At 54.0% G+C, this 26,607-nt stretch carries 20 protein-coding genes; 16 read left to right on the plus strand and 4 right to left on the minus strand.

What is annotated here, in order from left to right:
* Nucleotides 1–15: 15 nt before the first annotated feature.
* Entirely contained in the window at nucleotides 16–744 is a 729-nt protein-coding gene (locus ACT3TF_RS01635) for a Crp/Fnr family transcriptional regulator (protein ID WP_444625206.1), read from the minus strand.
* Nucleotides 745–791: 47 nt separating this feature from the next.
* A complete protein-coding gene (locus ACT3TF_RS01640) occupies nucleotides 792–1,421 on the minus strand; it encodes a CDP-alcohol phosphatidyltransferase family protein (RefSeq protein ID WP_444625207.1) in 630 nt (209 codons plus the stop codon).
* Between the two features lie 292 nt (nucleotides 1,422–1,713).
* On the opposite strand from ACT3TF_RS01640, the gene ACT3TF_RS01645 reads away from it, so the two are divergent.
* From ACT3TF_RS01645 to ACT3TF_RS01665, 5 genes are all read left to right on the plus strand, one after another.
* Nucleotides 1,714–3,345, plus strand: a complete 1,632-nt coding sequence (locus ACT3TF_RS01645; RefSeq protein ID WP_096282311.1) for an SLC13 family permease — start codon at nucleotides 1,714–1,716, stop codon at nucleotides 3,343–3,345.
* Nucleotides 3,346–3,456: 111 nt separating this feature from the next.
* On the plus strand, nucleotides 3,457–4,602 hold the full coding sequence (locus ACT3TF_RS01650) for an exonuclease SbcCD subunit D (protein ID WP_444671439.1): 1,146 nt from the start codon (nucleotides 3,457–3,459) through the stop codon (nucleotides 4,600–4,602).
* Nucleotides 4,599–7,664 carry an AAA family ATPase gene (locus ACT3TF_RS01655; protein WP_444671440.1) on the plus strand — a complete coding sequence of 1,022 codons (3,066 nt, stop codon included), beginning with the start codon at nucleotides 4,599–4,601 and terminating at the stop codon, nucleotides 7,662–7,664. The genes ACT3TF_RS01650 and ACT3TF_RS01655 overlap by 4 nt, the downstream gene beginning before the upstream one ends.
* Before the next feature lie 150 nt (nucleotides 7,665–7,814).
* On the plus strand, nucleotides 7,815–8,564 hold the full coding sequence (locus ACT3TF_RS01660) for a tellurite resistance TerB family protein (protein ID WP_444671441.1): 750 nt from the start codon (nucleotides 7,815–7,817) through the stop codon (nucleotides 8,562–8,564).
* Nucleotides 8,564–9,040: a phosphatidylglycerophosphatase A family protein gene (locus ACT3TF_RS01665; protein WP_444671442.1), complete on the plus strand. Its 477-nt coding sequence runs from the start codon at nucleotides 8,564–8,566 to the stop codon at nucleotides 9,038–9,040. Before ACT3TF_RS01660 ends, ACT3TF_RS01665 begins: the two co-directional genes overlap by 1 nt.
* Before the next feature lie 81 nt (nucleotides 9,041–9,121).
* On the opposite strand, the gene ACT3TF_RS01670 is transcribed toward ACT3TF_RS01665, so the two are convergent.
* Nucleotides 9,122–10,504, minus strand: a complete 1,383-nt coding sequence (locus ACT3TF_RS01670) for an NAD-dependent succinate-semialdehyde dehydrogenase (RefSeq protein WP_444671443.1) — start codon at nucleotides 10,502–10,504, stop codon at nucleotides 9,122–9,124.
* Nucleotides 10,505–10,910: 406 nt separating this feature from the next.
* Between ACT3TF_RS01670 and ACT3TF_RS01675 the strand changes: the two genes are divergently transcribed.
* From ACT3TF_RS01675 to ACT3TF_RS01685, 3 genes are all read left to right on the plus strand, one after another.
* Entirely contained in the window at nucleotides 10,911–12,083 is a 1,173-nt protein-coding gene (locus ACT3TF_RS01675) for an iron-containing alcohol dehydrogenase (protein ID WP_441684504.1), read from the plus strand.
* A 79-nt stretch (nucleotides 12,084–12,162) separates the two neighbouring features.
* Nucleotides 12,163–13,584, plus strand: a complete 1,422-nt coding sequence (locus ACT3TF_RS01680; protein ID WP_096278650.1) for a hypothetical protein — start codon at nucleotides 12,163–12,165, stop codon at nucleotides 13,582–13,584.
* 94 nt (nucleotides 13,585–13,678) lie between these two features.
* A complete protein-coding gene (locus ACT3TF_RS01685; RefSeq protein ID WP_441684503.1) occupies nucleotides 13,679–15,277 on the plus strand; it encodes a sigma 54-interacting transcriptional regulator in 1,599 nt (532 codons plus the stop codon).
* Between the two features lie 28 nt (nucleotides 15,278–15,305).
* Here the strand turns inward: ACT3TF_RS01685 and msrA are convergent, their stop codons facing one another.
* Nucleotides 15,306–15,926, minus strand: a complete 621-nt coding sequence (gene msrA / locus ACT3TF_RS01690; RefSeq protein WP_444671444.1) for a peptide-methionine (S)-S-oxide reductase MsrA — start codon at nucleotides 15,924–15,926, stop codon at nucleotides 15,306–15,308.
* Between the two features lie 319 nt (nucleotides 15,927–16,245).
* On the opposite strand from msrA, the gene ACT3TF_RS01695 reads away from it, so the two are divergent.
* The 8 genes from ACT3TF_RS01695 (at nucleotide 16,246) to ACT3TF_RS01730 (ending at nucleotide 26,606) form a co-directional block, all read left to right on the plus strand.
* On the plus strand, nucleotides 16,246–17,904 hold the full coding sequence (locus tag ACT3TF_RS01695) for a GMC family oxidoreductase (RefSeq protein WP_444671445.1): 1,659 nt from the start codon (nucleotides 16,246–16,248) through the stop codon (nucleotides 17,902–17,904).
* Nucleotides 17,905–18,127: 223 nt separating this feature from the next.
* Nucleotides 18,128–18,331 carry a cold-shock protein gene (locus ACT3TF_RS01700; protein ID WP_008958127.1) on the plus strand — a complete coding sequence of 68 codons (204 nt, stop codon included), beginning with the start codon at nucleotides 18,128–18,130 and terminating at the stop codon, nucleotides 18,329–18,331.
* 242 nt (nucleotides 18,332–18,573) lie between these two features.
* Complete coding sequence (locus ACT3TF_RS01705) at nucleotides 18,574–20,343, plus strand: SLC13 family permease (RefSeq protein WP_444625217.1); 1,770 nt, start codon at nucleotides 18,574–18,576, stop codon at nucleotides 20,341–20,343.
* 102 nt (nucleotides 20,344–20,445) lie between these two features.
* Nucleotides 20,446–21,111, plus strand: a complete 666-nt coding sequence (locus ACT3TF_RS01710; RefSeq protein WP_096278661.1) for an alpha/beta hydrolase — start codon at nucleotides 20,446–20,448, stop codon at nucleotides 21,109–21,111.
* 56 nt (nucleotides 21,112–21,167) lie between these two features.
* Nucleotides 21,168–21,848 carry a hypothetical protein gene (locus ACT3TF_RS01715; protein ID WP_096278663.1) on the plus strand — a complete coding sequence of 227 codons (681 nt, stop codon included), beginning with the start codon at nucleotides 21,168–21,170 and terminating at the stop codon, nucleotides 21,846–21,848.
* On the plus strand, nucleotides 21,845–23,335 hold the full coding sequence (locus tag ACT3TF_RS01720) for a complex I subunit 5 family protein (protein ID WP_444671446.1): 1,491 nt from the start codon (nucleotides 21,845–21,847) through the stop codon (nucleotides 23,333–23,335). The genes ACT3TF_RS01715 and ACT3TF_RS01720 overlap by 4 nt, the downstream gene beginning before the upstream one ends.
* Nucleotides 23,332–24,837 (plus strand): complex I subunit 5 family protein, encoded by a 1,506-nt coding sequence (locus ACT3TF_RS01725; protein WP_444671447.1) that lies wholly within the window; start codon nucleotides 23,332–23,334, stop codon nucleotides 24,835–24,837. The genes ACT3TF_RS01720 and ACT3TF_RS01725 overlap by 4 nt, the downstream gene beginning before the upstream one ends.
* On the plus strand, nucleotides 24,834–26,606 hold the full coding sequence (locus ACT3TF_RS01730; protein WP_444671448.1) for a complex I subunit 5 family protein: 1,773 nt from the start codon (nucleotides 24,834–24,836) through the stop codon (nucleotides 26,604–26,606). The genes ACT3TF_RS01725 and ACT3TF_RS01730 overlap by 4 nt, the downstream gene beginning before the upstream one ends.
* Nucleotide 26,607 lies beyond the last annotated feature (1 nt).

The raw sequence follows: 26,607 nt of genomic DNA on the forward strand, positions 1-26,607 counted from the left end.
TTTTTTACAACCCGTTTATTTAAAGCTATAAGCGCGTTGATAGGGCATTAAACGATCGCTCTCTGCTTTTACGACGGCATAGCACTCACAGCTAAGCTGTTCCAGTAATGCTCTGTTTAGAACGGTAATATGCCCGCGTCGATAGTCAATGGCACCGCGTTTATGCAGTTTTCCGGCCGCCTCGGTGACGCCTTCACGCCGCACGCCAAGCATATTGGCAATGAGTTCTTGCGTCATGACGAGCTCGTTGCCGGGCAGTCGGTCTAGCGATAGCAGCAGCCAGCGACACAGCTGTTGGTCAATCGAGTGGTGGCGATTGCACACCGCCGTTTGCGCCATTTGAGTAATCAGCGCTTGGGTATAGCGCAAGAGCAAGTGGAGCATTGCTTCATGGCGGCCGAACTCTTCGCGTAAGCTCGCCGCGGGTAAGCGCAGCGCGTGCCCGGCACTTTGCACGATAGCGCGATTCGTTGTGCTTTCCCCACCCATAAACACGGCAATGCCAACCAACCCTTCGTTACCGACGACCGATATTTCCGCCGAGTCACCGTTTTCGGTAACATACAGCAGCGAAACAATTGCGTTAATTGGAAAGTAAACGTGCGCAAGCGTAACACCTGGCTCGTAAAGCACCTGGCCTAACGACAAGTGGAGCGGTTCAATTAGCGGAGTAAGCCGCCGCTGAGCGTCAGCCGGCAAGGCTGCGAATAAATGATTCTGTGCCGTTAAATCACGATCTTTCATCTGTCATCATCCCTGAGAGAGCGTGTCATCCTGCGTTTGAGCATACGCTATCGTTCGTTGGCTTCATGCCTGCGCAGTGTCCAGTAGCCTCCCCATAGACGTGTTGCCGTGGTGACAAGACATGCACTGGCAAAAAGGGTCGCCAGGGTCGAAAAGTGACCAGGGAAAAGGCAAAAAACCACCAGGGCGAGTACGGTTTCAGTGCCCTCGGTTAATCCTTCTAAATAATAGAACGCTTTGTTAGGAAAGTTGGGGCGAGTAAGGGATTTTTGTTTAGCGGCAATGGCGAATGCCAGAAACGACGTGCCGGTACCGATAAAGGCAAACAGCAGCAGGGTCGCTGCAAGCGCATTTTGGGCTGGATTAGCCAGCGCAAAACCAAGCACGACAGCCGCGTAGAAAACAAAGTCTAGCCCGATATCAAGAAACCCGCCTGCCTCGCTGGTGCGACCACTTATGCGTGCTAATGCACCGTCCACGCCGTCGCCGATGCGATTGAGCACAATGGCGAGTAAGGCGAGACCATAATGCTCCCAAGCTAACAGTGGCAGGGTGGTCATGCCGATCAAGAAAGCCCAGAGCGTGGCCTGGTCCGGCGTTATACGCCATTTGTGCAACGCGTTGGCGAATCGCTTGAGAGGGCGCTGAGCCAGCGGCATCGTCCATCGGTCTAGCATACGCGGCTCCTTACTCTGCATATAATAAATTAATTAATCATGGCAGTAGCTTGCGAGCTAATAAAGCCGTTTTAATAGCTAGCGATAGCTAATGATTAGAACTAAAGGCTGTTAGACTTTGGTGGTAAATTCGGGTAAATGACTGGACTGAATACCTATTGCAGTGAAATAAAGGGCGCCATAGGAATACCCGCAACGCGTGTTAGTAGGCTAACCGACTACGCGTGCATCCTCGACATCCAATCACTAATATCTCGAAAGCGACGCTAATTGTATGCATAAAACTGCCCTGATGACGGTGTGGGATCAGCTATGGAATTCCCATTACCAAGCCAAAAACCTATTGATGTGCGCACTGCCCACCGGTGGTGCCGCGAAGGCAGCGGCTTCCAATGCCAAGCGCGAGCCATCCCCTGACCCTAAACCACCGGCCTACACGCCGCCGCAGAAGGTGGGGTTACTGCTTGGGCCTTTGCTATTTGCTTTTGTCGTGATGTTTTTTCATCCCGAAGGCTTAAGCTTTGAAGGGCGTATGGTGCTTGCGACCACGCTGTGGGTGGCCGTATGGTGGATCACGGAAGCCATCCCTATTCCCGTTACCTCGCTATTGCCCATCATCTTACTGCCGATTACCGGCGCGCTTGAAGGCAGTAAGGTCACCGCTGCGTACGGTAATCCGATCATATTCCTATTCCTAGGCGGCTTTATGATCGCGCTGGCCATGGAAAAGTGGGATTTGCACAAGCGTATAGCGCTGTCGATTATTGCCGTATTGGGTACCAGCATTAATAACATCGTGTTTGGCTTTATGGCCGCCACGGGCTTTTTATCGATGTGGGTATCCAATACGGCGGCAGTCATGATGATGCTGCCGATCGGGTCGGCTATTGTTTACCAAGTGAGCCAAGAGCTGAAAAAAAGTGATGAGGATCACAGCGGCGAAATTGATAAATTTAGCAAAGCGTTGATTTTTGGTATTGGCTATGGCGGTACTATCGGTGGCCTGGGTACGCTGATTGGCACGCCGCCGAATATTATTCTCGCGGCAATTGTTAACGAGCTTTTCGGTATCGAGATCTCTTTTGCTGGCTGGTTAATGTTTGCTTTTCCCGTTGTCGTGGTACTGCTATTCGCCACATGGCTGCTGCTGACTCGCGTATTTTTCCGAATCAAATTTAACCATTTGCCGGGCGGACGTGAACTCATCCACAAAGAAAAGGCTGCCTTAGGCACTACTAGCTTTGAAGAAAAAGCGGTGCTGGCGGTATTCCTGCTGGCCGCCTTTTTGTGGATCACCCGCTCATTTTTATGGCAAGGGCAGATCATCAATATTCCGGGTATCAGTGACACGATGATCGCGATTTTTGCTGCAATTCTGCTGTTTTTGATTCCCTCCAAAAACAAAGGCGGCTGCCTGCTAGGTTGGGACGTTGCTAAAGACGTACCTTGGGGCATTTTGCTGCTGTTCGGTGGAGGCTTGGCCATTGCCGCAGGCTTTGGTTCTTCAGGCTTAGCAGAGTGGATCGGCGGACAGATGAGCGTGCTGGAAGGTGCTAACTTCCTGCTAGTGATCCTGCTGGCAACCGGTATGGTACTGTTCTTAACCGAAATCACTTCGAATACCGCAACGGCGACGATGATTCTTCCGGTGCTGGCGTCACTGGCATTGGCGCTGGATATTCATCCCTTCGTACTGATGGTGCCTGCTGCCATGGCGGCTAACTGCGCCTTTATGTTGCCGGTGGGTACTCCACCAAACGCGATTATCTTCGCCACCGGTAAGCTTAAAATTATTGAAATGGTGCGTACCGGCTTCTGGATCAACATCATTGCCATGCTTTTAATCGTGGCAGCGGTTTACTTCCTGCTACCCGTGATGTGGAACGTTGACTTAACCAGCTACCCAGATGCCTTCCGTCGCTAATATGCCATGCTAGTGTCTGAAAGCCCTGCCTCGAGCGGGGCTTTTTGTTATTGGGAGATTGTGTGGGTTGATTGTTATGATGCCGCTACACCCTTTGCAATTGAGCCTGTTATGCGACTACTTCACACCGCTGATTGGCACCTGGGACGGCTATTTCACAACCTTTCGTTGCTGGATGATCAGCGCCATGTGCTCAGCCAACTCCTTGAGATCATTGATCGTGAAAAGGTCGAGGCGGTATTGATCGCGGGTGATATTTACGATCGTTCGGTGCCTCCTTCCGCCGCGGTAACGCTGCTGGATGAGGTGCTTCACGCGCTGTGTGAGGTGCGCAAACTTCCGGTCATCATGATTTCAGGCAATCACGATGGCGCTGAACGGCTGCGGTTTGGCGCACGCCACTTGCGTCAAGCCGGGCTGCATATTCTCTCTGACCTAGCTGACTTCGCGACCCCCGTGACGCTCACTATTGATGGCGTTGAGGTAGATGTTTTCGGTATTCCCTACGCTGATCCTGAGCATGTGCGCAGTCACTTTAAGGTCGACGTGCACGATTTTGACGGTGCCCATCGTTATTTGGTCGAGCGAATTAGCGAGCAGCGTCACCCAACGCGCCGCTGCATATTGATGAGCCACTGCTTTGTTGCTGGCGGCAGCGCGTCAGATTCAGAGCGCCCGCTGACTTTAGGCGGTGCCGAAAGCGTTGCCTGGGAGCCGATGCAAGGCTTTGACTATGTGGCGCTTGGCCACCTGCATGGCCCGCAGTATCGCGGTGGCGAGCACATTCGCTACAGCGGCTCAATACTCAAGTACAGCTTTTCTGAAGCCCGCCAGCACAAAGGCGTTACGCTGGTGGATTTAGACGCAGGTGGCGTCACGAAGATTGAACAGATTCCGCTGGTGCCAAGCCGAGAAGTCCGCGTGCTGGAAGGCGAGATTGACGCCTTGATCGCCCAGGGCCGAACCGATAAGAACGCAGACGATTACCTGCTGGTGCGGTTAACCGATCGTCACGCCATTCTCGATCCGATGGGTAAGCTGCGCGAGGTTTATCCTAACGTGCTGCATCTCGAAAAGCCGGGCATGTTAGAAACCCGCGGGGGGCAGCAGCTTGATCGGGAGCGTTTACGTTTTGATGCGCTGGATATGTTTGGTGATTTTTTCAATCAGACTAGCGGAGAGGCGATGAGCGAAGAGCAGGCGCGGGCCATGGCAGAACTCATTAACCAGCTACAGCGCGATGAGGCTCAAGGATGACGCCATTAACCCTGACCATGCAGGCATTTGGCCCTTTCGCAGGGACTGAAAACATTGATTTTACTGCGCTAGGCACCAGCCCGCTGTTTCTTATTAACGGCCCGACTGGGGCGGGCAAAAGCTCGATTCTGGATGCCATTTGCTTCGCACTATACGGCCAGACCACCGGCAATGACCGCGATCCAACGCAGATGCGCTGTGATCAGGCGTCCGATACGCTGTTAACGGAAGTAACGCTGAGTTTTCGCCTGCGCGGTGTGGACTACCGGGTAAGGCGTGTACCTCAGCAAGAGCGCCCCAAAGCGCGCGGTGAAGGTACCACCACCCATAGTGCTGAAGCGCAGCTATGGCGGCTAACCACGGGTGGCGAGATAGATACCTGCCTAGTGGCGCGTAAGGTCAACGATGCGACCGCTGAGCTGCAGGCGTTAATCGGGCTAAATGCCGACCAGTTCCGCCAAGTGATGGTGCTGCCGCAGGGCAAGTTTCGCGAACTGCTAATCGCAGATTCTGCCAAGCGGGAAAGCATTTTTTCTCAGCTGTTCCAAACGCAAATTTTTCAGCGCATTGAAGAACGTTTGCGTACCCAGGCTAATCAAATCGTGCGGGACGTTAATGATCATCAGCATCGGGTAAAAGGCATCTTAGAAGCCAGCGATGTTGAAAGCGAAGCGGCGCTGAGTGAACTGCTGGAATCGCTCATGCCAGATCAGCAGGTCGCCAACGATGCGTTAGCCGCCGCTAAGCAGCAGCGTGAAAACGCGCAGGCGGCCGAGCGTCAGGGGCAAGAGCATCAGGCGTTGTTTGATCGCCAGACGGCGCTGATTGAAGAGCATCGCCTGCTGCTACAGCAACAGCCTGAGGTCAATCACGCCCAAGAGCGTTTAAGCGCACATGAGCAAACGCAGGAGCTGGCGGCGCCGTTTCACAGCCTCCACATGGCGCAACAAGCGTCGCAGACTACTCAGCAAGAGTATGGGCAGGCTCAGGCGAGCGTCGAAAAACAGCGCACGGCCTACCATCAGGCTCAGCAAGTGCTGCAGCAGGCGCAAGCTCATTATCACCAGCTGCCTGAACGGCGAGAGCAGGTCGGCCGATTACAGCAAGCCCTTGAGCAGTTTCAAGCGTTAAACCGTGTCGAAAAGACGTTGCATCAAGCCCGTGAGGCGTGGCAGGCGTTAGATCAGACCGTCGGCCAGCAATTACACCAGCGCGATACCATCGCTCAGCAAGGGGAGGCGCTAGCCGCGCAGTTGAAAGCGGAGCAGGCGGAGCGCAATAGCTTGGCAGGCAGTGAAGCAGTGCTGCAAGGCCGCCAGACCCTGCGCGACCAGCGGCACACGTTGGCGGGACTTGAGACTCAGCGCAGTGTGCTCAGCGAACAGGTAGCTCAGGCGAGTAGCCAAGTAGCAAGTCACCAGCAAACCCTCGAGCGCTGTCAGCAGCGTGCCACTGAGCAAGAAATGCATTGGCACCAGGGTCAGGCAGCGCTCCTGGCAGCTCGGTTGGAGATTCACCAGCCTTGCCCAGTTTGCGGCAGCTGCGAGCATCCCGCGCCTGCCCCGCGAGACCAAGCGCCCGTGACCCAGGCGGATGTAAAGCGTGCGCGCGTGGACTACGAGCAAGCCCAGCAGGCGTTGGTGAAAGCCCAGCAGCTGCAGCAGCGGCTAGCCCAGCAGCTTAGCTATAGCGATGAGCAGAGTGAGCAATTACGCCGCACGCTAGGCGAGTGGAGTAGTGAGCCTCTCACGGCATTGGAGGCCGCCTGCCAAGAGAGCCAGCGCGCTTTGGAACGCCATCAAGCGCTTGTTCAACACATACAGACGCAGGAGCTTACCCTTGAGCAGCGGCGTAGCGAGTGGAAAACGCTGGATGCTCAGATAAAGTCTCAACAGCCTGGGGTAGAGAGTGCTCAAAAGCGCTGCCACCAGTTAGAGGCTCAGTGTGAGCAGCTGCGCGCGTCGCTGCCTGAAGCATACTCATCGTTGGAGGCCTTACAGGCAGAGCTGACCCGCTTGCAGGGTGAAATTCAGCAGGGCGAGACGGCATGGCAATCGGCTCAGCAGACTGCCCATCAGGTACAAACAGCGCTTGCCCAGGCTGACACTACGCTGGCGGGTAGCGCCCAGCGTGCAACAGCAACGAGCGAGGCATTAACGACCGCCCAGCAAGAGTGGCGTAGCGCGCTTGAACGTAGTGTGTTTGAAAATGATGCAGGTTTTTTGCAGGCCCGTTTGGAAACATCGGCGCGCCAAGCGCTGGTTGAAACCGTTATGCACTTTCAGCAAGAGCTTGCCAAGCTAGAGGGCCAGCTTGAAGCCAGCAAGGCGCGTCTTGAGGGGCTGGCAGCGCCTGACGTAAAGGCACTCGCTGAACGGGTGGCCGTAGCGCAGGCCCGCGAGCAAACCTGCGATGAAACCTATCAACGCCTGGCGGCACGCATAGCCCAGTTAACCAATACCCAGCAGAAGCTTAAGACGGCCCACACGGCTCAGGCGGCGCTTGAAGCCCAGTACCAGCTGTGGGGCACGCTAAGCGAGGTTGCTAATGGCCGCACCGGGCATCGTATTAGCCTGCAACGCTTTGTGCTTGGTGTGCTGCTCGATGACGTGCTGATTCAAGCCTCAGCGCGGCTGGTACGCATGAGTCGCGGACGCTACCAGCTAGTGCGTCGAGAAGACCCGTCAAAAGGCAACAAAGCGTCAGGCCTTGAGCTAGATGTAGCGGACACCTATACCGGCAAAAATCGTTCGGTAGCGACACTTTCCGGCGGTGAATCATTTATGGCCGCGTTAGCACTGGCGCTGGGGCTTTCGGACGTTGTGCAGGCTTACGCTGGCGGTATTCAGCTGGATACACTATTCATTGACGAGGGATTTGGCAGCCTGGATCAAGATGCCTTGGATCAGGCCATTGCCATGCTTAGCGAGCTGCAAATGGGCGGGCGCATGATTGGTGTTATCTCACACGTCAGCGAACTCAAAGAGCAAATGCCCGTCCGTATAGACGTGCGTGCCAGCCGCCACGGTAGTTCGGTGGAAATAAAGGGCGCACTTCTTTGATGTCTAAGCTTTTTAATGCCTCAGTCTTTAATGCCTCAGTCTTTGCTGTCTGAGCCAGCGTTAGTTCACGCTGCGTTCATACAGTATGTTTTATAACGTGAGTTAATCTTTAAACGGGCCTAAAGATAATATCGACCTAGGAGTACAAGGATGAACGCAAGCAAAATTTTGCAGCAGTTGATGCAGCAAGCCGGCGGTAGCCAGAAGGGCGGTAGTGGCAGCGGTGTCGATGTTAAGGGAATGCTGAGCGGGCTTTCTAAGCACTTAGGCGGCGGTGGCGGCAGTAGTCAAGGCAACGGATCCTCCGGTGGTTTTGACGTAAAGAGCCTGCTGGGCGGCGGTGCTATGGGCATGCTAGTAGGCTCCAAGCGTGGCCGCAGCATGGGCGGCAAAGCGCTTAAGTATGGCGCTATTGCAGGTGTGGGCATGCTAGCTTGGAAAGCGTGGCAGAGTTCACAAACTGCTAAGGACGGCGGCGCGCAGCCCTCCGCTGAACAGGCGAGTGCGGCAGAGGGCGAGCGGGTAGAAGTGCTCAGCGGTGAATTCCAAGAGCGGCGTAGTCTTGAACTGCTGCAGGCGATGATCATGGCCGCACGCGCCGATGGCCACATTGACGAGCAAGAGCAGGCGCTGATTACCGAACAAATTGATGCGCTAGGGGCCGACCAGGAGATGCACAACTGGGTAGAGCAGCAGCTAAAAGCACCGCTGGATGCCCAGGCGTTGGCTCGCGAAGCAGACTCCCCACAGGCCGCGCGTGAGATGTACTTGATCAGCGTGGCGGTCACTGACGATCAAAACCCGATGGAACGTGCTTGGCTAGACCAGCTGGCCAGTGCTCTTAATCTATCCAAAGAGATGACGACTGAGCTCGAGCACCAAGCTCAGCAGGCTGGTTAATGCTCGAAACGTTCAATCTATGGCTGGCCACTGGCTTTGGGCTAGGGCTGGCGCCAATAGCGCCGGGTACGTTTGGCTCGTTGCTGGGTGTTCCACTGGCATGGTGGCTGCTGGGCAGGCCGACGTCTCATCAGGCGGCGATCATAGCGGTATTGATAGCCATTGCGATACCGGTTTGCCATGTCGCTTCGCTGCATTTTGCCGGCTTGGATCATGGCAGCATTGTGGCCGATGAGTACGTAGCTTTTCCTCTCGCCGTAATTGGTTTGCAAGCGGCCCGCCACCCGCTGGTAATGGCACTGGCATTCGGCGTTTATCGTTTTTTCGACGCGTTAAAACCACCGCCGATACATTTAGCAGAGGCGGTGCCGGGTGGTTTAGGTATTGTGCTGGATGATGTTATCGCTGCACTAATCACCTGGCTTATCGTGGCGGCTGCATTGGGGCTTTGGCAGCGTCGAGCCAGCACTATCTAATACGTGATCGCAATAAAAAACCTCGCAGGCAATGGCCTGCGAGGTTCTAGTTTTAGCAGCTTAGTGGTCTTGTCTGATGACTTACTCCTTAACCACAATCACCGACTTGGCATTGACGAACTCAAGCATGCCGAAGCCGCCATGCTCGCGTCCATAGCCAGAGTCTTTTACACCGCCGAAGGGCATTTCTGGTGTTGCGACGCCAAAGCCATTGATAAATACCATGCCGGTATCAAAGTACTTGCTGGCAAGCTCTGTCGCGCGCTTAACGTCTTTAGAGATGATCCCGCCCCCCAGACCATAACGGCTGTCGTTGGCGATACGCATGGCGTCTTCATCGTCTTTGGCGCGAATCAGTGCCGCCACCGGGCCAAACAGTTCGTCATCATAAGCGGGCTGCCCAGGGGTCACGTTGTCTAGCACGGTGACCGGGTAAAACGCGCCTTTACCTGAGGGCTTTTCACCGCCGCAGAGAATTTTTGCGCCTTTGCTTACGCTCTCTTCTACCTGCTTATGAAGAGCATCGCGCAGATCAACGCGGGCCATGGGGCCAAGGTCGCTACCTTTTTGGTTGGGATCGCCTGCGGTCAGTGCCTGCATACGAGCCACGTAGCGTTGTTTAAACGCATCATAGTTCTTTTCAGTCACCACAAAGCGTTTAGCCGCAACGCACGTTTGGCCACCGTTATAGACACGCCCTTGAACACAGGTTTCTACCGCGAGATCGAGGTCGGCATCGTCAAGCACAAGATAAGCATCGTTGGAGCCTAGTTCTAACACGGTCTTTTTCAAATGTTCGGCGGCTTTAGCGGCGACTTTGCGGCCTGCACCGTCACTGCCGGTAAGCGTGACGCCGCGAACCGCAGAATGACCAATGACTTCATCAGACACGTCGTGAGATATCACAAGCGTGCGGAAAACGTTCTCGGGAAGGCCCGCTTCGCGATAGATTTTTTCCAGTAACAGGCCGCTTCCGGTCACGTTCTCGGCGTGCTTAAGCAATACGCCATTACCCGCCATTAGATTGGCGATTGAGTAGCGCACGACTTGATAAGCCGGGAAGTTCCAAGGCTGAATGCCGTAGATGACGCCCATCGGCGAATAGGTAACAAAGCCGCGCTCACCGTTTCCAGGCTGGCGCTCTTCGTCAGCTAATTTTTTAGGGCCATGTTCAGCGGTGTAATCACAAATGCCAGTACACAGGTCAACTTCTTGGCGCGCCTGGTCAGGCAGTTTGCCCATTTCTTTGACCATCAGATCGGCCAGTGCTTCTTTATGCTTTTGAAGCGCTTGGCCAATCGCTTTAACCGTTTTAGCGCGACTTTCAAGAGACTCAAGACGCCATTCCAGAAACGCCTCGTAACAAGCATCCACTACCTGCTTGGCTTCACCGCTGCTCATTAGCGCATAGGTATCGAGGGTTTCGCCGTTAGTCGGATTAATCGTCGTGATATTGTTGCTCATAAGATCTCCTATCTTTAGGTCAACGTGTTGGCCAAATCGCCCAGCTCCTGAGCGCTTAATCGACCGGTCTATTTCTAATGTAGGGTCACTTTAGTACAAACTGAGTGCTTATGCACAATGAAGCACTTATTGTCGGGCAATGAATTATGGGAGTGGTTCCATACGCTTGTTAAAAGCGCTTTGCATTACTGATGATTTTTTTCATCGATCAAGTATTTTTTGATGATTTTTTTCTTTTCCTAATCAGTGTTTTATTTTTTTTATTCAGTTATTTTAATTAAATCATAAACTTATGATTATTATATTATTGGCATGGCATTTGCTTTGAATTTGTTATCCGGTGAAATCGCCTTCGTATTAGCAGCGCTGGTAGAACAATCAATAACATTTCTATAGGAAACGTCACATGCAGTTAAGTCCTTTTAATCAAGTAAGTAGCTTTAAAAGCGCGGGTAAGCTGGTCACTGGTCACGGAGCTGCCCAGCAGTTGCAGCTCTATGTGCAGTCGCTGGGGATGCAACGACCGTTGATCGTGACCGATAGGGGGGTGGTGGCTTCAGGCACGCTGGATATCATCACCGAGCAGCTCATGGCGCTAAATGTGCCCTATGCAGTATTTGATCAGATTGCGCCCGAGCCTGAAGTGGAAATAGTTGAAAATTGCACGCGTGCTTTTAATGGTGGTCAGCATGATAGCGTTATCGCCGTAGGCGGCGGAAGTGCGATGGACATCGCCAAGTGCGTGGCGGTATATGCACACTATGAAGGCCCGCTTGAGGGATTGTTTGGTGAAAATAAAGTTGCCCAACGTGAGGTGCCTTTAATCGCCATGCCAACCACGGCGGGCACAGGATCTGAAGTAACCAATATCGCAATTTTGTCGGATAAAGTTCAGAAGATGAAAAAGGGCATAGTAAGTGATTGCCTACTACCTGACGTAGCTATTGTAGCGCCGGAGTTGACGCTGAGCTGCCCGCGTTCAGTAACGGCGGCCAGCGGGGTCGATGCGTTGGTGCATGCGATAGAAGCCTACCTTTCTAACTTCGCAACGCCGATTACCGATGCCTTAGCGGTTAAAGCCATGAACTTGATCATCCATGCGCTACCCAAGGCATTTGCTAACCCTAACCACCTTCAAGCCCGTGAAGACATGGCTACTGGCAGTCTCTTGGCGGGATTGGCGTTTGGTAATGCTGGTGTGGGGGCGGTGCATGCCTTGGCATATCCATTAGGTGGTCGTTACCACTTGGCTCATGGAGTAACCAATGCACTCTTATTGCCATTTGTGATGGAGTGGAACAAGTTGGCCTGCGTCGAGCGCTTTCGTGGCATTGCGGTGGCCTTTGATGAACCCGTGGCTGGGCTTTCGGATGATGCCGTTGCCGATGCGGTTATCAAGCGCATGCATAAGCTGTGTGCTGATGTGGAGATTCCTGCCGGTTTACGCTCTTTTGATATTCCTGAATCCGCCATTCCCGAGTTGGCCGCCGAGGCCATTAAGGTGGAACGTTTGCTACGTAATAACCCGCGGGTATTAACGCTTGCGGATATTGAGGCGATTTACCACGACGCTTATTAATGCGCCGCTAATTAAAACGCCATAACGACAAAACGTTTATTAAAAAAATACTAACAATTTTAAAATAGGAGCCCATGCCATGAGTGCTTGGAAACATCGCGTTGACGGTGAAGAGAGCCCGTACACCCCGTTAGGGCCATTTAAGCTACGCCTGCCGTTTTATCATTACCGTTTTGAACTGCCCGATTACCTGCAGGGCCTATTAATGTGTGCGGTGGATCTTGCCGCCATTCCATTGATGATGCAGTTACTAGGCATGCCGTTTGAAGCAGCGTTGGCCATTGTAATTTTAAATGGCTTGCTCTATTTGATGCATCATCTGCTGGGTGATCCGGTTATCCCAGGTTGGATTACCCCCGCTATTCCTCTGTTGATGGCTTATGTGTCGACCTTTCCTGAGGGGGTAGACAGAGTTCATGCGCTGATTGCCTTTCAGATGCTATTGGGGATTATTGCGCTTGGGCTTGGGGTAACGGGTATGGCTAGCAAGGTGGTGCGGCTAATCCCTTCTGCTATTAAAGCGGGTGTCATTATGGGCGCTGGGCTGGCGGCCATTGTCGTGGTGTTTGATGAGGGTGGTCGCTTTGAGCAGTATCCTTTTACCATTGCGATTGCGGTAGGCGTTGCGTTCTATCTGATTTTTTCTAAGCACTTTAATAAGTTGAAAGCGCAGGGCGGGCTTTGGGGCGCGATCGGTAAGTTGGGTATTTTTCCCATTATTGTACTGGCCATCGTGGTGGCACCACTGTTTGGTGAAGCACCGTGGCCTGATGTGGAGTGGGGGTTTAGCCAGCCTGATTTCGCGCTGATGTTTAGTGAATACACGGTGTTTGGTGTTGGCTTGCCGCCGTTGACGATGTTTTTGACCGCGTTACCTACAGTTATCGCCGCTTACATTGTGCTGTTTGGCGATGTGCTTCAAAGCAAGGCGTTACTGGAAGAGGCTGATGAGAAACGCCAGGACGAAAAAATCGACTATAACCCTAATCGTGCACACATGATTTTTGGTGGGCGTAACTTCGGAATGAGTATCTTTGGTCCCGATGTGGTGATGTGTGGCCCGCTGTGGGCAGCGATGCATGTAGTAACGGTGGAGCGTTACAAGCAGGGCAAAGCAGCGATGAACTCTATCTTCGGCGGCTCCGGCTCATTCCGCTGGGGCACGAATACCGGTTTGTTGCTGTTGCCAATTGTTAGCTTGGTGGAGCCCATCCTGGGGATTGCATTGGCGCTGACGTTGTTAATTCAGGGCTACGTGAGTGTACGTATTGGCATTATGGAAGCGCGCAGCCAGCGAGACTTAGGTATCGCGGGAATTATTGCTGCCATGCTGGTCATTAAAGGCGCTACCTGGGCTTTTGCGGTGGGTATCTTGCTCTGCGCGTTAATTTACGGCAAACGCTTCTTCTCAGGTGAGGTGGATAAAACCTTCGTGAAGGACTGGGACGAGGCATTGTTACCGGAGGCTGATCCCGAGCCGGAGGTGCCATTGCGCAAATAACAGACACTGCCTCTATAGTGGCTTAAACGCTATTAGGTAGAAAATCAATGTCCACCGCGAAAGCGGTGGGCGTGGTCTATCAGGGGGAGCTGTTATGCAACGTATCGACGAGTGCCTTTCGTTGGAAGCCGCGCTGCCGTTATTTGACTTGCACGGTACTGATGCAGTGGAGGTATTTGATATCCAGGGCCAGGTGATTGGAGTATTAACCCGCACCGATATTGAAGAGGCGCAGTGCAATAAGGCGCCAGGTCGATTGGTGGGTGAGTGTATGCGTTATCGTGTAACGGGCATTACCCCCCCTAGCGAGGCCCAAAGCGTTGATGCTTTTGGTTTTGATCAGGAGCCGTTGAGTTCTTTGTTGGATGCCTTGCACGATGGTGTCTATATCACCGATGCCAGCGGGATTACGGTCACGATCAATAAGGCTTATGAGCGTATCACCGGAATTTCTCGGGCAGAGGTGGTGGGCTTTCATATGGCCGACTTGGTGAAAGCGGGGTTTATCTCTAAATCGGCCTCGTTGGAAGTTATTCGTGAGCGTCGTCCGATTACACTGGTGCAGACTATTCATGATAGCCGGAAAATCGTGGTAACCGGCACGCCCATGTTCAAAGCCGATGGCTCGATTGCGTATGTGGTCACTAGTGTGCGTGATATTACCGAGTTGCTGTTGGCGAAACACGCTCAGGAGCAGTTAGAACAGATTCAGCGCATGCGTGAGACGTTTAAGGTGCCGGAAGTAACGGCGCTAAGTGCGTCTGGGGTGATTATCAGCCGACAAACGGAGCCTTGCTTTGAACTGGCCAGGCGAGTAGCAAAAACGTCCGCGAAGATACTTATTCGAGGCGAGACGGGCACCGGTAAAACGCTATTGGCACGCTATATTCATCAGCACAGTGATCGCGCGGATGGGCCGTTTATGGAACTTAACTGTACAGCGTTCCCTGAAGGGCTGCTGGAGGCAGAGCTGTTTGGTTATACCGCTGGTGCCTTTACCGGAGCGGCACCAAAAGGCAAGCAGGGGCTGCTGGATGTTGCCCATGGTGGCACGCTATTTCTGGATGAAATTGGAGACCTGTCGCTCGCGTTACAAGTGAAACTGCTCAAAGTAGTGGAGGAAAATCGCTATTTGCCGGTCGGTGGAACGGCGTTTCGTCAAACCGATGTGCGCTTGATTACTGCTACTCATCAGGATTTACATGACCGGGTAAAAGAAGGCTGCTTTCGCGAGGATCTATTTTATCGCATTAGTGTGGTGCCTTTGTGGTTATCGCCTTTACGACAGCGACGCGATGAGATTATTCCACTACTTAGCTATTATTTGAGTCATTTTAATAAGCTGCATGGGCTGTGTCGGCGATGGGATCCGGAGGCCTTGGAACTACTTTCCAGCTATCCATGGCCTGGCAATATTCGTGAGCTGATTAATTTAACCGAGCGTTTAGCCGTTACGGTGTTAGAAGACCTAATAACCGCTACGTCGTTGCCGAACGAGGTATTTCCCTGTGCCACGCTTTGTGTAAAGCATGTTAGTGGCGACCTCCGCCAACAGGTCATGCACTTCGAACAGCAGTTAATTCACCAAGCACTTGCTAGCCATGGCTCTACCCGCGCTGCAGCCACTGCATTGGGGGTCGACCAGTCGACTCTGGTAAAGAAGCAGCGGCGCTGGCGTCAGGCGAGCATCTGATAATAAGTGGTGTTATATGGCAAGGTTTTTAGAACTCTGGCCCACCAGCTTCTTCGCCCCACACCTCGTCTAAACGTCCATCGCGCCCACAGCTGAAGCGATAGAACTTATAGCGCACCGGGTTTTTCTGGTAATAATCCTGGTGGTACTCCTCCGCAGGCCAGAATGCTGTGGCGGGTACTATTTGGGTGGCGATATCCTTGTCAAAGCGAGCCTCCATGTCGGTTTTGGACGCTTCAGCCAGTTCTCGCTGCTCTTCATTATGATAAAAAATCGCCGAGCGGTATTGATCGCCCACGTCGCAGAACTGTCGGTCTACCGCGAAGGGGTCGATGTTGCGCCAGAATATGTCTAATAGCTGCGAATAGCTGATTTCTTCCGGGTCGTATTCAACTTGGACAGCTTCAGCGTGGCTAGTGCCGCCCCGCGAAATATCCTCGTAGCTAGGATTCTCTAGCTCGCCGCCGATGTAGCCAGAAATGGTGGCGCTGACCCCTGGCTGCTTATCGTAAGGTGGTTCCATACACCAAAAACAGCCGCCGGCAAACGTAGCTTCAACGGTCGCCTGGGCTTGAAGTGACGGGCTGGCGAGGCCTGCAGCGGCCACTACGCAAAGTGCTAATGGACGAAAAAGGGGAAGTCGGGTCATTCAAAGCACTCCAGTGGCGGTAGTGATACGGTTCGAGCTTAAGCCTATTAATGGCTTGGGACTTGGGGCTTAGCTTGCGACAGCGGCATTAAACTAACGCCTAGGCTCCCTTGGCTAGCTCAGTAGGCTAGTCTCTAGTTATACGTTTATCAGCAGCCTTTTCAAAACACGTTTTTTATTAAAGGTAGGCCCATGACAACAACAATCCAATTAATTAATGCGCTTTTTAGCCACAACGCCCAGGTGGCAAAGGTTGGCACGCACGCGAGTACAGCGCTACTGATGGCGAAGTAGCGCCTTAACGTTACCGGAGTCCGTGATGCCAGAACTAGCTAATAACCACTATGATTATATTGTTATCGGCGCAGGCACCGCCGGGTGCCTGCTGGCCAATCGTTTGAGCGCAAACCCCAAACATCGCGTGCTGCTGATAGAAGCGGGAGGGCGGGATAACTACTACTGGATTCATATTCCCGTAGGGTATCTCTACTGCATCAATAACCCGCGTACCGATTGGCTGTTTCGCACCGAGCCCGACAAAGGGCTCAACGGCCGTTCATTGATTTATCCACGCGGCAAAACCCTGGGCGGCTGTTCCAGCATCAATGGGATGATTTACATGCGCGGCCAGGCGCGAGACTACGACCACTGGGCTGAGGTGGCGGGAGACGATGCTTGGCGTTGGGAAAACTGCTTGCCCGATTTTATCAAACACGAAGACCACTATCGATTAGATGCGGGCGGCGATGGCGACGCTAAACATCGCCACTTTCATGGGCATGGCGGCGAATGGCGGGTCGAAAAACAGCGCCTGAAATGGCCCGTGTTAGACGATTTTGCCGAAGCTGCCGTGCAGGCGGGTATCCCGCGAACCGACGATTTTAACCGCGGTTCAAACGAGGGCGTGGCCTACTTCGACGTCAATCAGCGCTCGGGCTTTCGGTGGAATACCGCTAAAGCATTTTTACGCCCGGCACTTAAGCGCGACAACTTAACGCTATGGCATTCCACGCAGGTTAATCGGCTGTGCTTTAACGATGAGGGAGGTATGCCGCGGTGTTCGGGCGTTGAAGTTGAGCGCAATGGCAGTGTCCAGCGAGCGACAGTGAGTGGGGAAGTGGTGCTATGTGCCGGTGCCATTGGTACGCCGCACTTGCTGCAGCTTTCCGGCGTGGGGCCTGCCGAGCTGTTACGCAAACACGGCGTTACCTTGGTACATGAGCTGCCGGGCGTCGGCGAGAATCTGCAGGACCACCTGCAGATTCGCTCAGTCTATAAAATTACCAATGGCAAAACATTAAACGCCATGGCCAGTACGCTATGGGGAAAGGCCGGTATCGGGCTTGAATATTTACTCAAACGTTCTGGGCCTATGAGCATGGCGCCTTCGCAGCTGGGGGCATTTACTCGCAGCTCGCCAGAGCACGCGCACCCCAATATTCAATACCATGTGCAGCCGCTGAGCCTTGAGGCTTTTGGCCAACCGCTGCACGCATACCCAGCCATTACCGCAAGCGTGTGTAATTTGAACCCCACCAGCCGAGGGACAGTGCGTCTAAAAAGCAGTGACCCGCATCAAGCGCCGGCCATTTCGCCTAACTATCTGAGTACGCCTGAAGACCGTAAGGTGGCAGCGGACTCACTGCGCGTCACTCGGCATATTGCCGAGCAGCCTGCTTTTAACAAATATGCGCCTGAAGAAGTGAAGCCGGGCGCTGAGTATCAAAGTGATGATGAGCTTGCCCGGTTGGCGGGCGATATAGGAACGACCATTTTTCACCCCGTTGGCACTGCGCGCATGGGTCGCAAAGACGATGTTATGGCGGTGGTGGATGCCCGGCTTAGAGTGCGCGGTATCAACGGTTTGCGAGTCGCTGATGCCAGCATCATGCCCACCATTACCAGTGGCAATACGAACTCTCCAACCTTAATGATTGCCGAGAAGGCTGCCGATTGGATCTTAGCGCCACATAGCTGAAATTCAGCGAAAGTCCAGGGATTTAGGGGCTTTTAGCTAGGTATTATAGTAGTGTTGACGGGTGCATGGGTTAGGCGCAAAATACGCTCAGTTGGTTAGCAAGTCGAACGTTGTCAGCAGTATAGAAACGCCTCAAGCGTTAATTCTGGTGAAAGTTTCTTGTTCTACCCACTGTAATTCGGGTATTTCCCGGTTTTGATTAGCTACATCGAGGATTTCGATCATGGCAACTGGTACCGTTAAGTGGTTCAACGACACTAAAGGCTTCGGCTTCATTTCTCCTGACGACAATGGCGACGACCTGTTCGCACATTTCTCTGAAATTCAGTCTGAAGGTTTCAAATCTCTGCAGGACGGCCAGAAGGTTTCCTTCGACGTCACTCAGGGTAAAAAAGGCCTTCAGGCTTCTAACATCAAAGTTGTTTAAGTTAATTCTTAAACCATGAGATGTTAACAATTAGCGCTTAGCGTTGATTGATCGTAAAGCCCTGCCAAGCGCGGGGCTTTTTGTTGCCCGTCATTTAGAGAGTGCTCTAAGCCGCGATATTGACGCCACTATGGCTACTCTTATATTCTTTTTTGTTCTTTAGGTGTTTCTAAAAATAACTTTTTAGAATATGCGGTTGGCGTCACAATAGCCCATGCTTGTGGATTAAGAATGGGGTGGGTATGTCGCTGGATGCATGGATTGCGGTAGCAGTGGTGGTTACGATCTTTCCGCTCATGGCTTTTTCACGCCTCGGGCCCGACATTATTTTGCTGGGTGCGGTTATCGTGCTGATGACGCTGGGAGTCATTGATCCTCAGCAGGCGTTAGGCGGCTTTTCCAATAGCGGTTTATTCACCGTCGCGTTTATGTACGTGCTGGTGGCTAGCATTCGTGAAACCGGTGGGATTGATCTCATTATTCGCTATGTGTTGGGGCGCCCTGCGAGCGAAAGAGGCGCCCTGACGCGCCTGCTATTACCCGTGGCGATGCTCAGTGGTTTTGTCAATAATACCCCGGTAGTGGCTACCTATATCCCCGCGGTGATGAGCTGGAGCCGGCGGCTGCGTTTATCTCCACAGCGGCTGCTCATGCCGCTCAGCTTTGCTTCTATCCTGGGTGGCACCATTACCCTGTTCGGCACCAGTACTAACTTGGTCGTGCATGGACTGTTACTTGACCGTTATCCCGAGCGCGGCATGGGCCTTTTAGATCTCGCTTGGGTCGGGATTCCCGTGGCCATAGCGGGCCTAGTCTATCTGATTGCACTAGGGCCGCGGTTGCTACCGGCGCGTTCCGGGGTGGCCAGTGCGTTTGCCAATCCGCGTGAGTTCACGATTGAAATGGAGGTAGACCCAGCTGGTGTACTGGTCGACCGTAGCGTGGAGGAAGCCGGGCTGCGCCATCTACAGGAGCTGTTCCTGGTGGAGATTGAGCGTGCAGGCAATATTGTCAGCGTTGTCGGGCCGGGGGAGCAGCTTAAAGGTGGCGACCGTCTAGTGTTTGCCGGAACCAGCGATGCAGCGGTAGAGCTCCAGCAAATCCGTGGCCTCATTCCTTCTCGAGACGACACTTCCAGTTTAGAGAAAGAGTTTAAAGAGCGCCGTTTGGTCGAGGCCGTTGTGTCTGACCAGTGCCAGTTTATTGGCCAGCGTATTCGCGATGGACGGTTTAGAACGCTGTATGGCGCAGCGGTGCTGGCGATATGCCGTGGCGGTGAGCGGGTAAAAGGGAATTTAGGTCAAGTGCGCTTGCAGTCAGCGGATGTGCTGCTGCTAGAAGCACGCCCACCGTTTATTGAACGTCATCGTCAGTCCAGAGACTTTTTGCTGATAAGCGAGCTTAATGGGTCAGCACGGCCGATCCATGAAAAGGCGCCGCTTGCGTGGGGGATCTTACTGGGTGCCGTGGTGCTTGCAGCGCTGGGCGTGCTTAGCATGCTCAATGCCGCCATGTTAGGGGCTGCGCTAGTGCTACTCACCGGCTGTTGTTCGGTGGGGGCGGCTAAGCGAGGCCTTGATACCCAGGTGCTGCTAACTATTGCCGCCTCGTTTGGCGTCGGGGCCGCGCTACAAAGCTCCGGTGCGGCGGAAGTGATTGCCGGTGGTTTGCTGGCGCTAGTGGCGGGTAATCCTCTACTCTTGCTGATAGGGACCTACTGTGTCGTAGCGCTTCTCACAGAGCTAGTCACTAACAACGCTGCGGCAGTGATTATTTTCCCGGTCGTGATGAGCGCTGCAGAAAGTTTAGGCGTTAGTCCGATGCCTTACGTCGTGGCCGTTATGTTTGCTGCCTCGGCCAGTTTCTTAACGCCTATCGGCTATCAAACGAACTTGATGGTGTATGGCCCCGGCGGCTATCGGGTGAGTGACTTTCTGCGCTTAGGCAGTGGTTTAAATGTGTTAACCGGTGCGATAGCGCTGGTGTTGATTCCTCAGGTATGGCCTTTTTAAAATAGCTTTTGGCGGTGTCTTGGCTCCTTTAGGCGCGCCACTACTCGCGGTTAGCACTGGTTTGCGCTAGGGTTGCTTTTTTTGCACAAGGAATGAGAGTCGATGACTGATCCTGGCGAACTGATTATTGAGCCGAAAAACGGTCAACCTGCCGATGCGTGTGTCTTTATTATTCACGGTTTAGGTGCTGACGGGCACGATTTTGAGCCGCTAGTGCCCGCGTTAGCACTGCATAAAAACTCGCAGGTTCGTTTTATCATGCCCCATGCGCCGCGCCTGGCCGTGACGATTAATGGCGGCATGGTGATGCCCGCGTGGTATGACATTCTCGCCATGGATTTGGGGCGCCGGGTGGATAAAAGCCAGCTCAAAAAATCGGCTGAGCGATTACAGGGGCTGATGCAAGAGCAAATTGATCAAGGAATCGATAGTCGGCGCATTATTGTGGCGGGTTTTTCGCAAGGCGGCGCCGTTGCCTACGAAGCCGCGCTCACTTTTCCCGCGCCCTTGGGCGGCTTGTTAGCGATGTCGACCTATTTTGCCACTGCCGACAATATCGTTCTGAGCGATGCAAATCGACAAATGCCTATTGAAGTACAGCACGGTAACTTTGATCCTATCGTGCCCGAAAGCCTGGGGCGCAGCGGCGTAGACCGCCTGAAAGAGATGGGTTACACGGTCAATTACCGCCAGTACCCAATGGCCCACGCGCTCTGTCCACAGCAGGTTAATGACATCGGCAAATGGCTGGGCACACGTCTAAGCTAGCATTTGCCTAAACTCAGCGCCTATTCGTGCCCGATGCAAGGACGTAGCGAAAACGAATGATAGCTTCCATTGATGTGGTAGAAGTAGCGCTAGCGCTGTGCCTTACGGGGACGGCGCTGGTGTGCTTGTTTGATCGCCATCTTCTGCGCGCCTGCCGCTTCTTTGTGGCTTTTGCTATCGCTATGGCATTGGCATGGTGGCAACTAGGTGCCATTTGGTTAGCAAGCGCAGAGCTACTGCTAGGAGCAGTGCTGACAGGGCTCTGCTGTTTTTATGCTCTTGGCCACGTTGGGTCTAGCGGCTCATCTGTTTTAGCGCACGATCATTTTAGCGAGCCGTGGACACGAATTGCCATGCGAGTGGTGTTAGCGCTGGTTTGGTTTGTCATGGTCGCTGTGGCGATTGGCTATGTACTAACCGATATGCAGCACTCGCCTGCTGAACATCCGCTTTTGTTGGCTGGTGTGGTGATTGCTGCCAGCGCCATGGCCTCCTTTGCACTACACCGTCATCTGTTAAGACGTTTGCTGGCGTTTAATCTACTCGGTTCTGGCGTATTTATGTTGCTTGCCGGCGTGGCGGGTACTACTCCGACTGCCCAGGTTTTAATCAGCGTGGGGCTGCTAGTGGCGGCGCTTGGGTCGATGCTCGGTGTCTTACTGATAAGACAGCTTTTACATTTGCAAGGCGTTAATGCCTTGGACCACGACAGCGGGCCCAAAGAGAGTGCGACATGATCTGGCGCTTTGGTCTCTTCGATAGCACCTTTACGCCGCTTGCCACAACCCACTGGGCGCTGTTGACGGTGCTTTGCCTACCGCTGCTAATGGGGCTGTTGGCGGCATTATTCCCCCCTAAGCGAGCATGGCCCGTGCTACTTGCCAGCGCGCCGATAGTGGCGGCTGGTTTAATGCTGCTGTTCGCCTTTAACGATGCGGGGCTACTGCGCTGGCAGTGGGCGGTGGCGGATATCCAGCTGTCGCTACGTTTGAACGGGCTCAGCGTACTGCTGCTATTAACGACCCAGTGGATTGGCGTTGCCGCAGCGCTATATACGCCGGGCTATTTGCGCTTAAGCGACCCCGGCCCGATGTCACGCTGGCTGTGGCCGCTGATGGGGACGTTGATAAGCGCGCTTTCATTAATGTGGCTAGCCACTGATCTGCTCACACTCTATGTTGCGTTGGAGCTGATGGGCTTGGCGGCGGTCGGCATGCTGCTACTATCGGGGAAAGCGCCTGCCCTTAAGGCGGGGATGCGCTATTTGCTGCTAGCGCTGGTGGGGTCATTGGCTTATCTGCTGGGCGTTGCTTTGATTCTAGGCCACTGGGGCCGGTTAGATTTACAGGGTTTAGCCGAGATAATCGAGCCCGGCCCCGTGGCATGGTTCGCGGCGGCGCTGATGGGCGCGGGGCTTGCGTTGAAAGCTGCGCTGTTTCCGCTGCATGCCTGGCTGTCGCCTGTCCATGAAAATGCCTGGACGCCGGTGAGCGCATTGCATGCCGGGCTGGTGATCAAAGCTTCACTTTTTATGCTGGTGCTGCTGTGGAGCATTCTACTGCCGGATGCTTTCTATGCATCGCGTGTTATTGCCTGGCTAGGCATGCTGGCGATTGTATGGGGTGGCCTATTAGCATGGCGAACTGACTCACTGAAAACGTTGGTCGCCTCATCAACCGTCGCGCAGCTGGGTTATTTGATGGTTATTTTCCCGCTGCTACTGGGAGCAGACGTTGCCCCGCTGCCACGCGCCTTAGCGTGGGAAGGCTTTTGGCTACAGCTAATGGGGCACGCTTTTGCTAAGGCTGCGATGTTTATGGCTGCCGGAAACCTGATTCTGGCGACCGGTGAAAGTACCTTAAAAGGCCTTGCAGGCACTAGCCGGCGCTTGCCGCTTTCGCTGTTAGTGTTTGGCATTGCTTCCATCACGTTAATGGGCCTGCCACCCAGCGCTGGCTTTACCGCAAAATGGCTGCTCTTTGAGGCCATGATTATCACGCAGCAGTGGTGGGCGGTGGCGGCACTGCTTGTCGGTACGTTACTAACTGCAGCCTATATATTCCGCATGTTTCGCTATTCATTTGACGAGTCGGCACCTCGCCAGCGTTACCAGCCTCTTGCGTCAGGGATGGACTTAATCGCCCTGACGCTGGCGCTAGCCGCTTTCGCACTGGGGCTTTTCGCGCATTATCCATTGGGATTGATGCATGGAGGTGGCGTATGACTGCTGAGTGGCTACCCATCACCGCGTTGGCTATCGCGCTGTTAGTCACCGGGATTATTTTTGTGCTGCCGGAAGAGTCCCATCGTCTACGCACCACGATTAATCTGCTGGCGGCGGTCACCAATATTGTTCTGGTCACCTTGATGGTCAGGCGAGTAGCCGCTGGGTATGAAGATATTTTCAGCTTCCAGGTTGTCGGCGGTGTTGATTTCGTATTGCGCACGGATGCGCTTGGGGTGATGTTCGCCGGGTTATCGTCACTGCTTTGGCTGTGTACGACGATTTACGCGATTGGTTACTTGGAAGGGTCTGCCAACAGGAAGCGCTTTTTTGGCTTTTTTAGCCTCTGCGTGGCCAGCACCATCGGCATTGCGCTGGCTGATAACTTGTTTACCTTTTTGATTTTCTACGAAATGTTGACGCTCTCCACGTACCCGCTAGTGGTGCACCGGGGTACGGAGCAAGCGCTCAACGCGGGCCGCATTTATTTGCGCTATACCCTCACGGCTGGCGTGGTGCTGCTCCTGGGCGCGGTGCTGCTTTATAGCCTGACTGGGGACCAGTCGTTTTCTTCCGAAGCAGGCTTGGGCGATTATTTAAACGATAACCGTGGCTTGCTAACGCTAATATTTGCGCTGCTGGTGGGCGGGTTTGCGGTTAAGGCTGCTATGGTGCCGCTGCACGGCTGGCTACCAAGAGCAATGGTTGCGCCAGCGCCGGTGAGTGCGCTGCTGCACGCCGTCGCAGTCGTGAAGGCTGGCGCGTTTGGCATCTTGCGAGTGGTTTATGATCTTTATGGCATTGAGCTTAGCGTGGAGCTTGGTGTCATTACCGCGCTGGCGGTGACGGCATCTATTACGATTATTTATGGGTCGTTGAGAGCCATCGCGCAAGAGGAGCTGAAACCACGCTTGGCGTTTTCTACCATCAGCCAAGTTTCCTACGTTATTCTCGGCATCGGCTTATTTGGGCCTTTCGGCACTATTGGTGCGTTAGCGCACTTGCTGCACCAGGGTTTAATGAAGGTCACGTTATTCTTCTGTGCGGGTAACTATGCAGAAGAGCTGGGGATTCACCGCATTGACGAGATGGACGGTGCCGGTAAGCGCATGCCGTTAACCAGTATTGCATTCACGATCGGCGCGCTAGGCATGATCGGCCTCCCGCCCTTTGCTGGTTTTATTACCAAATGGTACCTCGGTATCGGCGCGATCCAGGCTGAAATGTACTGGGTGGTGGCCGTGTTGGTGATCAGCAGCACGCTCAACGCGATGTATTTTTTACCGATTGTGCATCGTCTGTGGTTCCGTTTAGGGCCTTCTCATGGCAAAGGCAGTTGGCCCGACGAACAGCGTTTAGGCCGCTTTGAAACCCATGGCTGGTTGCTTTTACCGATGGTGTTTACCGCGCTGGTGAGCCTCGCTGCTGGTTTGTTGGCAGGCTTGCCGTTTAGTCCGCTGGACTGGGCAACCCGCGTCGCAAACGGGGAGTACTTGCTATGATGACGCTGCTGCTGGCGCTGTCACTGCTATGGCCGCTGTGCGTCGCCGGGTGTTCAGCTTGGCACGCCTATTGCACACCAAGCTCACGGCGCGACTATTTTTCCCTGCTGTGGGTGAGCGCTGCTTGGCCTGCCTTACTGTTAGCGTACGGTGGCGAAGCGCAGTGGACTATCGATGCCTGGATGCTGGGCGGGGAGTGGGCGTTAAACTCGCTCAGCCGCCCATGGCTGGCGTTTACCGCGCTGCTGTGGAGTTTAGCAGCCGTGCACGCGCGAGGTTATTTTGCGGCGGAACAGAAGCAGGCTCAGGCGGGCGATCAAGATGCTCAGCGCCGCCTGCAACGTTTGTCCCTGCTGTGGCCAATGACCTTATTAGGCAACGTGTTATTGGTTGTCGCCCAGGATATTGCCAGCTTCTATTTAGGCTTTGCGCTGATGACGTTTGCCGCTTATGCCCTCGTAGTGCACACCGGTACACAAGAGGCGCGGCTGGGCGCGCGGGTATATTTAATACTGGCCGTGGTCGGCGAAGGCCTTATTTTAGCCGGCTTTTTGTGGGCCGCCGGTGAGGCCGACACGCTAACGCTGCAAGGTGTGCGTGAGGGTATTTTGATCGCAGAGCAGGGCGCATGGATGGCCGCCTTGCTGTGCTTAGGCTTCGGGGTAAAAGCCGGCGTTATCGGATTGCACGTATGGCTGCCGTTGGCGCATCCGGTAGCGCCCGCACCGGCCAGTGCGGTGCTCAGCGGGGTGATGATTAAAGCCGGCCTGCTCGGCTGGATAAGCGTGCTGCCGCTGGGTCATGACGAGGTATCTGGTGCCTTAGCCCAGTTTGGCCACGTTATGCTGATAGCCGGGTTGGCAGCCGCCTTTGCCGCTGCGCTTTACGGTGTGTTTCAGCGCCATCCAAAAGCCGTGCTAGCGTATTCAAGTATTAGTCAAATGGGCATGATGACCGCGCTGGTGGCAATGGGGCTAGTGGCGCCGGATGTTTGGCCACTGCTGTGGCCGGGCTTGGTGCTGTTTGCCGCTCATCACGCGCTGGCCAAAGGCAGTCTATTTATGGGCACCAGTATTAGTGAGCACCTGCCACGCTGGCCGTTGCCTCTGGTGTGGGCGTTGATGGCGCTGCCGGGCATATCGCTGGCTGGTGCTATTGGCGCAGGTATGATCAGCAAATGGGGCGTCAAAAGCCCGCTTTATGAGATGCATCATGAATCGTTAATTAAGCTGCTGAGTTGGGCCGCCGTTGGCACCGCGGCGCTAGTCAGTGTTGCGCTTTGGCGCCAGTGGCAGCAGCGCGAGCAAGGCGGCAGCAATCCGTGGCAGTGGGGTGCTTGGCTTGCAGGCATTATGGCGGCGCTCGTAACGCCGCTGTGGTTACCGCTACCTACGGGCAGTATTGAAATGCCGCCTCTTAGAGAGTGGTTGGGGATTATATGGCCATTTCCGGCAGGTGTTCTGCTCGCTGTAGTGGGCTGGCTATTAACTCGCTCCTTTAAGGGTAAATCGCCCCCCGCAGGTGATCTATGGTGGCTGTATGCCTTTATAGCCAACGCTGCGCTAGTGCCTATACGTTTGATAGGCCACGCCTGTGGCAAGATTAAAGCGGCCAGCGTGACTGCCGCGCAAAGTATGGAAAAGAGATTCATGGTTTCTTTATCACGCGGATTGGCCGGGGAGAGCTGGTTGCGGCATCATTCAAGTGGTTTGATGATGGTGCTTGCCGCAGTGCTTGCGGCGCTACTTATGTGGGAAGGCCAAGGATGAT

The sequence above is a fragment of the Halomonas sp. AOP25-F1-15 genome (genome assembly GCF_052378675.1).
In the GTDB taxonomy this organism is placed as follows: Bacteria; Pseudomonadota; Gammaproteobacteria; order Pseudomonadales; family Halomonadaceae; genus Vreelandella; species Vreelandella casei.

Excerpts from the sequence above, each read along its gene's own strand:
- ACT3TF_RS01635 (WP_444625206.1), bottom strand. The coding sequence starts at position 744 with ATGAAAGATCGTGATTTAACGGCACAGAATCATTTATTCGCAGCCTTG.
- ACT3TF_RS01640 (WP_444625207.1), bottom strand. The coding sequence starts at position 1,421 with ATGCTAGACCGATGGACGATGCCGCTGGCTCAGCGCCCTCTCAAGCGA.
- ACT3TF_RS01645 (WP_096282311.1), top strand. The coding sequence starts at position 1,714 with ATGACGGTGTGGGATCAGCTATGGAATTCCCATTACCAAGCCAAAAAC.
- ACT3TF_RS01650 (WP_444671439.1), top strand. The coding sequence starts at position 3,457 with ATGCGACTACTTCACACCGCTGATTGGCACCTGGGACGGCTATTTCAC.
- ACT3TF_RS01655 (WP_444671440.1), top strand. The coding sequence starts at position 4,599 with ATGACGCCATTAACCCTGACCATGCAGGCATTTGGCCCTTTCGCAGGG.
- ACT3TF_RS01660 (WP_444671441.1), top strand. The coding sequence starts at position 7,815 with ATGAACGCAAGCAAAATTTTGCAGCAGTTGATGCAGCAAGCCGGCGGT.
- ACT3TF_RS01665 (WP_444671442.1), top strand. The coding sequence starts at position 8,564 with ATGCTCGAAACGTTCAATCTATGGCTGGCCACTGGCTTTGGGCTAGGG.
- ACT3TF_RS01670 (WP_444671443.1), bottom strand. The coding sequence starts at position 10,504 with ATGAGCAACAATATCACGACGATTAATCCGACTAACGGCGAAACCCTC.
- ACT3TF_RS01675 (WP_441684504.1), top strand. The coding sequence starts at position 10,911 with ATGCAGTTAAGTCCTTTTAATCAAGTAAGTAGCTTTAAAAGCGCGGGT.
- ACT3TF_RS01680 (WP_096278650.1), top strand. The coding sequence starts at position 12,163 with ATGAGTGCTTGGAAACATCGCGTTGACGGTGAAGAGAGCCCGTACACC.
- ACT3TF_RS01685 (WP_441684503.1), top strand. The coding sequence starts at position 13,679 with ATGCAACGTATCGACGAGTGCCTTTCGTTGGAAGCCGCGCTGCCGTTA.
- msrA (WP_444671444.1), bottom strand. The coding sequence starts at position 15,926 with ATGACCCGACTTCCCCTTTTTCGTCCATTAGCACTTTGCGTAGTGGCC.
- ACT3TF_RS01695 (WP_444671445.1), top strand. The coding sequence starts at position 16,246 with ATGCCAGAACTAGCTAATAACCACTATGATTATATTGTTATCGGCGCA.
- ACT3TF_RS01700 (WP_008958127.1), top strand. The coding sequence starts at position 18,128 with ATGGCAACTGGTACCGTTAAGTGGTTCAACGACACTAAAGGCTTCGGC.
- ACT3TF_RS01705 (WP_444625217.1), top strand. The coding sequence starts at position 18,574 with ATGTCGCTGGATGCATGGATTGCGGTAGCAGTGGTGGTTACGATCTTT.
- ACT3TF_RS01710 (WP_096278661.1), top strand. The coding sequence starts at position 20,446 with ATGACTGATCCTGGCGAACTGATTATTGAGCCGAAAAACGGTCAACCT.
- ACT3TF_RS01715 (WP_096278663.1), top strand. The coding sequence starts at position 21,168 with ATGATAGCTTCCATTGATGTGGTAGAAGTAGCGCTAGCGCTGTGCCTT.
- ACT3TF_RS01720 (WP_444671446.1), top strand. The coding sequence starts at position 21,845 with ATGATCTGGCGCTTTGGTCTCTTCGATAGCACCTTTACGCCGCTTGCC.
- ACT3TF_RS01725 (WP_444671447.1), top strand. The coding sequence starts at position 23,332 with ATGACTGCTGAGTGGCTACCCATCACCGCGTTGGCTATCGCGCTGTTA.
- ACT3TF_RS01730 (WP_444671448.1), top strand. The coding sequence starts at position 24,834 with ATGATGACGCTGCTGCTGGCGCTGTCACTGCTATGGCCGCTGTGCGTC.